General features: G+C 66.6%; 9 protein-coding genes. 5 read left to right on the plus strand and 4 right to left on the minus strand.

All coding sequences use genetic code 11. From position 1 onward, the window contains the following. Positions 1-137: 137 nt before the first annotated feature. Both B1C78_RS05850 and putA read left to right on the plus strand, forming a co-directional pair. On the plus strand, positions 138-1,094 hold the full coding sequence (locus B1C78_RS05850) for a zinc metalloprotease HtpX (protein ID WP_077278220.1): 957 nt from the start codon (positions 138-140) through the stop codon (positions 1,092-1,094). Positions 1,095-1,503: 409 nt separating this feature from the next. Next, on the plus strand, positions 1,504-4,635 hold the full coding sequence (gene putA, locus B1C78_RS05855; RefSeq protein ID WP_077278221.1) for a bifunctional proline dehydrogenase/L-glutamate gamma-semialdehyde dehydrogenase PutA: 3,132 nt from the start codon (positions 1,504-1,506) through the stop codon (positions 4,633-4,635). 301 nt (positions 4,636-4,936) lie between these two features. Here the strand turns inward: putA and B1C78_RS05860 are convergent, their stop codons facing one another. From B1C78_RS05860 to purM, 4 genes are all read right to left on the minus strand, one after another. Beyond that, positions 4,937-6,349: a dihydrolipoyl dehydrogenase family protein gene (locus B1C78_RS05860; RefSeq protein WP_077278222.1), complete on the minus strand. Its 1,413-nt coding sequence runs from the start codon at positions 6,347-6,349 to the stop codon at positions 4,937-4,939. 355 nt (positions 6,350-6,704) lie between these two features. Further along, entirely contained in the window at positions 6,705-7,409 is a 705-nt protein-coding gene (locus B1C78_RS05865) for a DUF3108 domain-containing protein (protein ID WP_077278223.1), read from the minus strand. 3 nt (positions 7,410-7,412) lie between these two features. Continuing rightward, a complete protein-coding gene (purN, locus tag B1C78_RS05870; protein ID WP_077278224.1) occupies positions 7,413-8,087 on the minus strand; it encodes a phosphoribosylglycinamide formyltransferase in 675 nt (224 codons plus the stop codon). Further along, positions 8,087-9,166, minus strand: coding sequence for a phosphoribosylformylglycinamidine cyclo-ligase (gene purM / locus B1C78_RS05875; RefSeq protein WP_077278225.1), 1,080 nt, complete (start codon positions 9,164-9,166; stop codon positions 8,087-8,089). The genes purN and purM overlap by 1 nt, the downstream gene beginning before the upstream one ends. Before the next feature lie 131 nt (positions 9,167-9,297). Between purM and B1C78_RS05880 the strand changes: the two genes are divergently transcribed. The 3 genes from B1C78_RS05880 to hda are packed head-to-tail and all read left to right on the plus strand — an operon-like array spanning position 9,298 to position 11,680. Then, positions 9,298-10,425, plus strand: coding sequence for a DUF2066 domain-containing protein (locus B1C78_RS05880; protein ID WP_245795331.1), 1,128 nt, complete (start codon positions 9,298-9,300; stop codon positions 10,423-10,425). Beyond that, entirely contained in the window at positions 10,422-10,976 is a 555-nt protein-coding gene (locus tag B1C78_RS05885; RefSeq protein ID WP_077278227.1) for a CDP-alcohol phosphatidyltransferase family protein, read from the plus strand. The genes B1C78_RS05880 and B1C78_RS05885 overlap by 4 nt, the downstream gene beginning before the upstream one ends. Next, positions 10,976-11,680: a DnaA regulatory inactivator Hda gene (gene hda / locus B1C78_RS05890; protein ID WP_077278228.1), complete on the plus strand. Its 705-nt coding sequence runs from the start codon at positions 10,976-10,978 to the stop codon at positions 11,678-11,680. Before B1C78_RS05885 ends, hda begins: the two co-directional genes overlap by 1 nt. The last annotated feature ends 131 nt before the right edge of the window (positions 11,681-11,811 follow it).

Below are 11,811 nucleotides of genomic sequence, written 5' to 3' on the forward strand. Positions count from 1 at the left end.
TAGGACTCCGGCGGGAACAGTCTGTCATGCTGAGGTTGGCGACCATTTCAACGTATTCCACTTATGTTTCAGCCTGTTGCGCGCCAGCCGGTGTCCGACCGGTGAGATATGCGGGCTAGCCGGGCAGCACAGCCGTCATGGAACGGAGCCACGTACTCAGTCACCGGATCACGAACGCCGTCCACTCCGCGTTGCTGGTGGGCGGGCTCATGGCCCTGCTTGGGGCCGTGGGGTGGCTGCTCGGCGGCCCGGGGTACGCCCTGGTGGCCGTGGCCATGGTGCTGCTTCTTTACCTGTTCAATCCGGCGCTCCCGCCCAGGCTCGTGATGCGCCTGTACCGGGCCCGGCGCCTGGACACCCACACGGCGCCGGTGCTCACGGCGATCATGGAAGCACTCGCCGCCCGGGCCGACCTGCCCGCGGTGCCTGCGCTCTACTATGTGCCCAGTCGCGTGATGAACGCGTTTTCCGTCGGGGACCGCCGCCAGGCGGCCGTGGCGCTGTCCGACGGCCTGCTGCGCGGCATGGATCAGCGCAGGCTGATCGCGGTGCTGGCGCACGAGGTCAGCCACATCGCCCACAACGACCTGCGCACCATGACCTTCGCCGATCTCTCCAGCCGACTCACCGGGGTCCTGTCCCTGGTCGGACAGTTCCTCCTGCTGATCAACCTGCCCCTGCTGGTGATGGGCGAGGTGACCATCAGCTGGCTGGCCATTGCGCTGCTCATTTTCGCGCCCACGCTCAGTGCACTGTTGCAGCTGGCGCTGTCGCGCAGCCGGGAATACCAGGCGGACCTGGGTGCCGCCATGCTCACCGGCGACCCGGAGGGCCTCGCCCTGGCGCTGGCGCGGCTGGAATCGGTGCAGGGGGGCATGATGGAGCGGATACTCATCCCCGGTTGGCGCATCCCCGAGCCCTCGTGGCTGCGCACCCACCCGCCCACCGAGCGGCGCATTGCAAGGCTGCTCGAACTGCGCCCGAGCCACGAGCATCGCCCGCTGGGCCTCGATGACGTCGACATTGACCATGGCCCCCTGCTGCGCAGGGACCTGCGCCGCCCGCGCTGGCGTATCGGAGGAGTGTGGTTCTGAGCGCGGCGAAAGGTACCGCCCACACCGATTCCCCCCCCTCAAGCACGAAGCGCACGACGAATGTCACAAGGCAGAAAGAAAAGTCTTCTCTCGCAAAGCCGCGAAGCCCGCAAAGGAATTTCATAGGGCGGGCCGCGCCCGCCGACCCGCCTTCGGTCAGTTCCCGACGGCGCCCATCGGGCGCCCTATTCAATCGGGTTTCTTTGCGTTCTTCGCGGCTTTGCGAGAGAACCGCTCTTTTGTTTTTCCTGCGCTTCGTGATTGAGGGGGATTCGGTGTGCGCGACCCGCTTTCGCACAATGCCGCGACTTCTCCCATAATCGAAATGTTGCAAACTTTCACCCGCTGCCCCGGGGACAGGCGGGTGGATGGGCGCGCATGACTGCGCCGGCATCCGGAACGGGGTCCGATGGCTGAACATTCAGACACCGAGGAATTGCGCCTTCAAGTGCGACGCATGCTGCGCACGGACGAGGTGCAATGCGTGCTGGCTCTGGCATCTCTGGCGGAAACCGACACCACGCTGCACGGGCGTATCTCTGAGCGCGCGGCGGAACTCGTGCACACCGTGCGTTCACAGCGCTCCGCTTACGGCGGCGTCGACGCGCTCATGCACGAATACGATCTCTCCAGCCACGAGGGGATCGTGCTCATGTGCCTGGCGGAGGCGCTGATGCGGGTGCCCGATGCGCAGACCGCCGATCTCCTGATCCGGGACAAGCTGAGCGCGGGGGATTGGGCGTCGCACCTGGGGCACAGCGAATCTCTTCTGGTGAATGCCTCCACCTGGGGACTGATGCTCACCGGTCGCGTGGTGAACCTGGACGCGAACGGCGGCGGAGAGATCTCCCGGGTGATGCGCAGGCTGGTTCAGCGCAGCGGCGAGACCGTGATCCGCGGCGCAATCCGTCAGGCCATGGGCGTGCTGGCACGCCAGTTCGTCACGGGCCGCACCATCGAGGAAGCGCTGGCGCGCACCCGGGATGCACGCGAGGCGGGCATCCGCCAGTCCTTCGACATGCTGGGGGAGGCCGCGCGCACGGACCTTGATGCCGTGGGCTACCACGCCGCGTATGCCCATGCCATCGACGTGATCGCCCGGCAGGGCCCATGGGAAGACGTCCATCGGGCGCCGGGGATCTCTGTGAAGCTCTCCGCCCTGCATCCCCGCTACGAGTTCGCACAGCGGGAACGGGTTCTGCCCGTGCTGGTGCAGCGTCTGGGCGAGCTGGCCGTGAAAGCGGCCGAGGCGAACATCGGCCTGTGCGTGGATGCCGAGGAGGCGGATCGCCTGGATATCTCTCTGGACGTGATCGAGGCGGTGTCCGCCTGCGAAGACCTGGCCGGGTGGCAGGGTCTCGGCCTTGCGGTGCAGGCCTACCAGAAGCGCTGCGCCCCACTGATCGCGTGGCTGACGGACATGGCACGCCGTCACGACAGGCGGCTGATGGTGCGTCTCGTCAAGGGGGCCTACTGGGACAGCGAAATCAAGCTGGCGCAGGAACAGGGATTCGCCGACTACCCGGTATTCACCCGCAAGGTGAATACCGACGTTTCCTACCTGGCCTGCGCCCGTCTGCTCCTGCAAGCGGAGGACTGCATCTATCCGCAGTTTGCCACCCACAATGCGCATACCGCGGCCTGGGTGGGTGAGATGGCCGGAGAACGGCCCTTTGAGTATCAGCGTCTGCACGGCATGGGCGAAGCGTTGCATCGCGCGCTTGGCGATCGGGGCGCCCCGTGTCGTGTTTACGCGCCGGTGGGCAGTCACGAGGCCCTGCTCCCGTACCTGGTTCGGCGACTGCTGGAGAACGGCGCCAATACGTCTTTCGTGAATCGCCTTCAGGATGACCGGCGCCCCGTGGAAGTGCTGGTGCGCGACCCGGTGCGGCAGCTGCGCAATCTCGACGCCCTCGGCAATCCGCGCATCCCCGCACCGCCCGACCTCTACGGCGCGCAGCGTCGCAATGCCCTCGGGCGGGACCTGGCCGATCCGCTGACGATGGAGCGCCTGGCACGGCAGATGGAGGAGGCCGCACGAACACATTGGCGGGCGGCTCCGCTTATCGACGGCGTGGAGACGAGCGGTGACGCCGTGCCCGTGACGAGTCCCGCGGACCGTCGCCAGGCGGTGGGCGACGTGGTCTGGGCCACCGAGGGCCAGGTGGCAGAGGCAGCATCCGTCGCGGAACGGGCGTTCAAGGCCTGGGACGGTCGACCGGTGGCGGCACGGGCCGCCTGCCTGGAGCGCATGGCGGACCTCATGGAACGGCACATGCCGGAGCTGATGGGCCTGTGCGTGCGCGAGGCGGGCAAGACATTGCCCGACAGTGTCGCGGAGGTGCGTGAGGCGGTGGACTTCTGCCGTTACTACGCCATGCGCGCACTTGCCGATTTCGGGCAGGGCGAGTCTCTGCACGGACCCACAGGCGAGTCCAACCGCCTGTCTCTCCACGGGCGAGGCGTTTTCGCCTGCATCAGCCCATGGAACTTCCCGCTGGCGATCTTCTGCGGCCAGGTGGCCGCGGCGCTGGCGGCGGGCAACTGCGTAGTGGCCAAACCGGCGGAGCAGACCCCGCTGATCGCCGCCCGGGCGGTGCATCTGTTTCATGAGGCCGGCATGCCTGCCGGCGTCCTGCAACTCCTGCCGGGGGATGGCAGCATCGGCGCCGCCCTGGTCAGGGATGACCGTATCGGCGGCGTCGCCTTCACGGGATCACTGGAGACCGCGCAGGCCATCCATCGGGCGCTCGCCGCGCGCGCGGGACCGATCATTCCCCTGATCGCCGAGACCGGCGGCATCAATGCCATGATCGCCGATTCCACCGCGCTCCCCGAGCAGCTGGTGGTGGACGTCATGGCCTCGGCGTTTCGCAGCGCAGGGCAGCGATGTTCCGCACTGCGCGTACTGTATCTGCAGGAGGAACTCGCCCCGCGTTTCCTGGACATGCTGTCCGGGGCCATGGAGGAACTGGTGGTGGGAGATCCGGCAAGGCTGTGCACCGACGTGGGACCGGTCATCGATGAGCAGGCCCGTGACGACCTGCTGGGCTACATCGACCGTCAACGCCAGGCAGGGAGGCCGGTGCTGGGCGAGGGCCGTTTGGGAGAAGCCACGGAACACGGGCTGTTCATCCCGCCGGTGGCCTTCGGCATCAGCGGTATCGAGGAAGTGGAGCGCGAGATCTTCGGGCCGGTGCTGCATGTGGCGCGTTACCGTGCCCGGGATCTCGATGCGGTGATCGAGGCCATCAACGCGTCGGGCTACGGGCTGACCCTCGGCATCCACACCCGCATCGACTCGGTGGCCGAGTCCATCGCCTCGCGGGTGCGGGTGGGCAACTGCTACGTGAACCGCAACCAGGTGGGTGCCGTGGTGGGCGTGCAGCCCTTTGGCGGCGAGGGTCTCTCCGGCACCGGCCCCAAGGCCGGCGGCCCGCGCTACCTGCACCGCTTCGCCACCGAGCGCGTGGTCACCATCAACACCGCCGCAACCGGCGGCAACGCGTCATTGTTCTCCCTGGACGACGATGAGTCGTGAGTTGTTTTAACCACGAAGCTCACGAAGGGCACGAAGGAAAAATCTTCTCTCGCAAAGAACGCAAAGTACGCCAAGAAAAGCGAATCGTGTTGAGGATCTCGTAGGTTGGGGTGAGCGCAGCGAACCCCAACATGGGTGTGCCCCCTGACCGCGATTGTTGGGGTTCGCTTCGCTCACCCCAACCTACGCCAGATATGCCATTGAATATTGCTCCTCTTGGCGTGCTTGGCGTTCTTTGCGAGAGAACGTGTCTTTGTCTTTTCCTTCGTGCCCTTCGTGAGCTTCGTGGTTCAAGAACATCTCAAAACTTGCCAAAGACGGTGTCGCCGAGGCCCCATTTGATCGCCAGGGTTTCGGTGGCGTTGAGGATCTCTTCGGCGCGGGCGGGGTGGTTGAACACGCCCTTCGCGATCCAGTTGAGTGCGGTGTCGCGATCGGGGGCCAGGGAAAGCAGGTGGATGAGTTCACCGGCGTCGCCGCCGATGACCTCGCCGCCCAGCAGGGCGCCCGTGTCCATGTCGGCGACCAGGCGCACGAAACCGGCGGTGTCGTCCTGGCCCAGGGCGCAGGGGGAGGTCTCGAACGCGGCGAAGCCCACGGCGGGCTCCAGCTCCCGGTCTTCGGCCATGTCCTCGTCCATGCCCAGACGTGCCATCTCCACGGCACTGTAGACCACCACCGGCACCTGAAGCGGGTCCTGTGTGCGCGTGTTTCCGGTGATGATGTTGTCCACGGCGATGGTGGCGTCGGAGAGTGCATGGTTTGCGGTCATCCAGGGGCCGGCCACGTCGCCGATGGCGTAGATGTTGTCGGCATCCGTCTGCAGGTAGGCGTTGCGCTTCACGAACCCTTCCTCGTCCAGCCTGACGCCGGCCGCGCCCGGATCCAGTCCCTCGGTATTGGGTATACGTCCCGTGCCGAGGCAGATCCAGTCCGCCTCCACCTGCTCGCCGCCGCCAAGGTTGAGGACCACGCCGTCGCCTGATGTGTCGACGGACTCGAAGTGCACCCCGGTTCGGTGATCGATGCCGTGTTCCTCAAACGCCGTGCGCAGCGCCCCCATGGCCTGGGGGCTGAACGGAATCCTGCGAAGCGCCACCGAGCGTGACAGCCAAATCACGTCCTTGCCCAGCATGGAGAAGATGAAGGCGAATTCCGTGGCCACCACGCCGCTGCCGATCACGGCCACGCGCTTGCCGTCAGGGGGTGGGGTGTCGAAGAGCATGTCGCTGGTGAGTACCTTGCCTTCCACGGTCTCGAAGGGGGCAGGGATGAAGGGCGTGGCCCCGGTGGCAATGATGGTGTGCCGGGCGCTAATGCGGCGCGGGTCTGCGTGGCGCCCGGCGATCTCCAGTGTCCCGGCATCAATGAAGCGGGCCGTGCCTTCGATGGCGGCGATCTTGAGGTGCTTCATGTAATCCAGGTAGCTTCGGCGCACAGTGTCCACCACCGCTTCCTGGTGTACCCAGGCCCTGTCCATGGACGCGTGCAGGCTGCCTTGGATACCGCGCCCCGAGAAATGCCGTTGCGCAGCAACCAGTCTCGCCGTGTGATACCAGTCCTTCTTGGGCACGCAGCCGCGATTGAGGCAGCAGCCGCCCCAGTCGCCCCCCTCGATGATGGCCACGTCAAGCCCGCGCAATGCGCCCAGCACCGCCGCCCGGTAGCCCCCCGGCCCCGAGCCGATCACGGCAAGGTCGAATGTTTCAGTCACGAGCGTTTCCGGTGTCCAAGGGATTCATGGAGCGCGTGGTTCTACCACGAACCATGCGAAGGAAAAGACCAAGAAATCTTCTCTCGCAAAGAACGCCAAGTACGCCAAGAAAAGTCAATTGTGCAGCGGGTCTTGTAGGTTGGGGTGAGCGCAGCGAACCCCAACAGTCGCGATCAGAGGTGGTGCCACCGTTGGGGTTCGCTGCGCTCACCCCAACCTACGCCAGAGATGCAATTGAACATTGCTTTCCTTGGCGTGCTTGGCGTTCTTTGCGAGAGAACATTTTTTTCTTCGTGCCCTTCGTGTGCTTTGTGGTTGAACGCTTTGAAGTTCGCCGTCCGCCACAAAACCAGAATTAGTGCCAGTCCAGTTCGGTGATGTTGAGGACGTAGACGCGGCCGTCGGCCTCGTAGTCGAAGCGTACGGGGATGTAATGCAGGTCGCGGGCGAACCAGGCGCTCAGGGCGATGCCCCGGTCGTCGTCACGGCGTGTGACCTTCACGGTGTCGAGGCGACCCAGTTCGGTGCGGATGCGCTCCGTACCCTCGCGTACCAGGCGGTAGCTTCGGACCCGGTCCCGTTCGATCACCTCCACGGTCTGGCGTTGTGCCGCCGTGCCCGTCTGCAGCTCCTGCATGATGGCGAGCAGCACGGACAGGTAATCCATGGTGTCCTCGCTGACCGACAGGGAGAAGGGCTCGCCGTTGTTGACCCCCTCGGCGCGTCCTGTCTCCCAGTCGAATCGGGTATGCACCTCGCGCGAGCGCCGCGGCTGCACCTGACTGTGCAGACTTTCCAGGAGCCTCAGGCCTTCCGGGCCGATGGAGACGATGGCCTCTCGGGACATCTCGAAGCGGCCGAGCAGGCGCAGGAAACCCACCACGCGCGCATCGAGGCTCATGCGCACGCGGCCCGGTTCGTAGTTGACCGAGCTGCGGGTCTTGAGCGTGTTGCCGTAGGCGGTTGCCTCATAAAAGGCGGTGTAGGGGGGCGGCGTGGCCGTGGCCGGGGCAGCGGTGAGGATCAGCGCCAGTGCGGCGGCAGTGAACTTCCAGGGCATGAGTCAGTTCTCCTTGCGGTCTTTCCTTGACGCGTCCAGGTCCAGCGGCGTATCCACTGGGCGGCCGTCTAGCAGGACCCGATCCTGTTCCAGTCGCAGCCGGCCGGTACCGAACAGCCCCACCACCGCGGGATACAGTTCGTGCTCACGGGTCTGGACACGGGCGGCGAGTTCCGCCGGGGTGTCTCCCGGGTGCACCGGCACCCGCGCCTGCATGATTACCGGGCCGCCGTCCAGCTCATTGTTGACGAAGTGTACGCTGGCTCCGTGTTCTTGGACCCCGGCGCGAAGCGCACGTTCATGGGTCTTCAGACCGCGGAAGTCCGGCAGCAGCGACGGATGGATGTTGATCAGGCGGCCTGCGAAATGTTCCACGAAGCCGGGTGTGAGGATGCGCATGAAACCGGCAAGCACCACGAGTCCCGGCCGGTAGGCGTCGATACAGGCCTGCAGGGCCTGGTCGAAGTGCTCCCGGTCTGGGTAGCGGGTATGGTCCACGACGTGCGTGGTGATGCCGGCCTCCCGGGCCCGCTCCAGCCCGGGGGCTTCGGGCCGATTGCTCACCACCGCCGCGATGCGCACCGGGATAGCCCCTGACCGGGCGGCGTCGATGAGTGCCTGCAGGTTCGTGCCGGTGCCGGAGATGAGGATCACCACCGGCAGCAGATCCTGACTCATCACCGGGTGACCAGGTCCACGTGGGGCGGTACCGCGTCGCTGCCGGCGATCTCGCCGATGGGCCAGGCGTCGATACCTGATTGCGCCAGGAGGGCAACGGCCTTGTCCACCTCGTCGGCCGGCAGAATCACCACCATGCCGATACCGCAGTTGAAGGTGCGCAGCATCTCGCGCTCGGGCACCTTGCCGGCCTTTTGCAGCCACCCGAACACGGGCGGACGCGTCCAGGCGCCGGGGTCAACGCGTGCGCAGGTGCCCGGCGGGAGGACCCGCGGGATATTCTCCAGCACGCCGCCGCCGGTGATATGCGCCAGCGCATGAACGGACTGTGTCGCCATCAGATCCATCAGCGGGCGCACGTAAATGCGCGTCGGCGCGAGCAGGGCGTCTCCCAGGGTGGTGTCGCCGCAGGCCTGCTCGAGATCCGTGCCGTCGAGCTCGATGATCCTGCGGATCAGCGAGTACCCGTTGGAATGGGCGCCCGAGGACGCCAGCCCCAGAATCGCATCCCCCTCACGCACCAGCCGGCCGTCCAGGATCGCGGATTTCTCGACGATCCCCACCGCGAAGCCCGCCAGGTCATAGTCGCCGTCCTGGTACATCCCCGGCATCTCGGCGGTCTCGCCGCCCACCAGGGCGCAACCGGCCTGCTCGCAGCCGTCGGCGATGCCCTTGACCACGTCCGCGGCCACGTCCACGTCCAGTCGCCCGGTGGCGTAGTAATCCAGGAAGAACAGGGGCTCCGCCCCCTGCACGATGATGTCGTTGACGCACATGGCCACGAGGTCGATGCCGATGGTGTCGTGGCGGTTGAGATGCATGGCCAGGCGCAGCTTGGTGCCCACGCCGTCGGTACCCGATACCAGCACCGGCTCCCGGAACCGGTCCACCGGGAGTTCGAACAGCGCGCCGAACCCGCCCAGCCCTGCCAGCACCCCGGGTCGGTGGGTGCGCCGGGCATGGGGCTTGATGCGTTCCACCAGGGCATTGCCGGCATCGATGTCGACGCCGGCGTCGCGGTAACGCAGGCCGCCGCCGGCCTCCGGGCTGTCGGGGGATTCTGGATCGGGGCTGGACATGGCAGGGTCCTGCGGTTGCGGGGGGTCGATGGTAGCGGTCGGCTGACGGGGTGTAAACACAGGCCGGCCCACGTTTTTTCGGCCCCGTCGCCCGTGTCGACGGGCGCGGTCAGGCGCCGGGGAACTGTGGTATGTTAGCCGACCAGCCCCGCAACCGAAAATCCCCCGATCCCATGAGCCGGCCACAAAATCCGCGTCCCCTGCTGTCCCACCTGCTGGTCTGGTGTGTTGCCGCTTGCCTGGTCGCAGGGTCCCTGGGCGGGCTCGCCCTCGCGGATGATCGTCTCTACGAGGCGACGGTGACGGTGGAGAATCGCGACCGGCCGGCGCGCCAGGCGGGTTTTGAACGCGCCTTCGAGAAAGTGCTGGTGAAGCTCTCGGGAGACCGCCAGGTGCTGGAGGATCCGCGCGTGGAGGACCTGCGCGGGCAGGCGGGCCGTTATGTGCAGCGGTTCCGGTATGTCGACGTGCCTGACGACGGGGTGGGGCTGGAGGTGCGTTTCGACGGCGCTGCCCTGGAGCGCCTGCTGACAGACCAGGGTCTGCCCCTGTGGGGTGCCCAGCGACCGGGCGTGATGATCTGGCTGGGCGCCGTGCACGACGGACGCCGCGTGATCCTTGGCGGCGAGGAGGGGCGTTCCCTCATGGAGGAACTGGAACGGGTTGCCGAGGCACGGGGCATTCAGTTGATCTTTCCGGTGATGGACCTGGAAGATCGTGCCGCGGTGGATTTTGCCGATCTCGCCGGCGGTTTTCACGAGCCGGTGCTGAGGGCCTCCGAGCGCTACTCGGCCCGCTACGTGGCGGCCGTGCACCTGCAACCGCGGGGTGACGCCTGGTCAGGCCGCTGGCGGTTGCTGGGGCAGGATCTGCGGGAGGACGTCCGGGCCGAGGGTCCGACGGTGGAGGATGTCCTGGACGAGGGACTGCAGTCCCTGGTGGACGTTCTGGGCAGGCGGCTCGCCATTGCGGGCCTGCTGCCCGGGGACGATCATGTGCAGGTGATCGTGGACGGCATCAACGACATGGAGGACTACCAGAGAGTGCGCGAGTACCTCTCGGGGCTGAGCGTCGTGGCGGAACTCAGGCCCTACCAGGTGGAGCCCGAGCGGGCCGTGTTTGTCACCCGGCTGCGGGGTAGTCCCAGGGATCTGGAACGCGGGGTGAGCCTGGGGCGGGTACTGGAGCCGTCCGAAACCGGGGCGGATACCCCTGAACCGGGCACCCTGGCCCGAGTGAATCTTCGCCTGTCGCGGTGAACCTGCGTCAGCTTCCGAACACCATCACCTGCATGCGGCTGCTGCTCACGCTGCCCATCATCTGGGCGCTGCTGCAGGGCGAGTATGCCTGGGTGCTGGTGCTCCTGCTCCTGGCCGGTCTGTCCGACGGTCTCGACGGCTGGCTGGTGCGCCGCTATGGCTGGCACACGCGACTGGGCGGTTACCTGGACCCCCTGGCCGACAAGGTGCTGATGATCGGCACCTACTTCACCATGGCGTTCGTGGGGCTGCTGCCCCTGTGGCTCATGGCCCTCGTGGTACTTCGCGACGTGGTCATCATGCTGGGCGCACTGCTGTACCGGGCCGTGACCCGGCGTCTCGAAATGCAGCCGCTGCTGGTGAGCAAAATCAATACGTTCTTTCAGATCGTTCTGGTGATCTCGGTCCTGGTCAATGCGGGGATCATGCCCCTGCCGCCGTTGTTCCTGGACGCGCTCATCGGCATCGTCGTGGTCACCACCGTGGTCAGTGGCCTGGGCTACGTGGTCGGCTGGACCTGTCGGGCGATCACCTGCCGGCGCGCTGCGTGATGGCGCGACAGTTTGTCCTGGATGTGGCATTGACCGAAGGCTCGGACTTCGAGAGCTATCGGGTGGGTGCCAACGCGCTGGCGGTGGAGAGCCTGCGTGCCCTGGCGCGGGGTGAGGGTGAACGCCAGGTGTATCTGTACGGCGAGGCGGGCACGGGCAAAACGCACCTGCTCCAGGCCGTCTGCCATGAGGCGGCGGGGCAGGGGCGCCGCGCCGCCTACCTGCCGCCGGACATGCTGCGCGAGGCGGCCAGCGGTTCACTGGAGGGCCTCGCTGGTCTGGACGTGGTGTGTCTCGACGGCGTCGGGCTGCTGTGCGGATCGCCTGCGGGGGAAACCGCCCTGTTCAACCTGGTCAACGAGGCCAGGGCCGGTGGTGCGAGGCTGGTGCTGTGTGACCGGCGCGCACCGCGCGCCCTGTCCCCGGGTCTGGCGGACATGGCATCCCGCCTTGTGTGGGGGCCGGTCTTTCAACTGGCCCCGCTGGGGGACGGGGAAAAGCGCGAGGTGCTCCTGGATCGCGCGCGCAGGCGCGGGTTCGGATTGCCCGGGGACGTCGCCGATTACCTGCTCAGGACTTCCTCCCGCGACCTGGCCTCGCTGCTCGACGCCCTGGAGCGCCTCGGTCAGGCATCGCTTCGGGAACACCGACGCGTGACACTCCCCTTCGCGCGCGAGGTGCTGAGAGCCGGGGACGGTTCCTGACGGCGATTAACCCGCATATCTCACCGGGCGGACACCGGCTGGCGCGCAACAGGCTGATACATGAGTGGAATACGTTGAAATGGTCGCCAGCCTCAGCATGACAGACTGTTTCCGCCGGAGTCCTATCGCGG

Source organism: Thioalkalivibrio denitrificans (assembly GCF_002000365.1).
GTDB lineage: Bacteria > Pseudomonadota > Gammaproteobacteria > Ectothiorhodospirales > Ectothiorhodospiraceae > Thioalkalivibrio_A > Thioalkalivibrio_A denitrificans.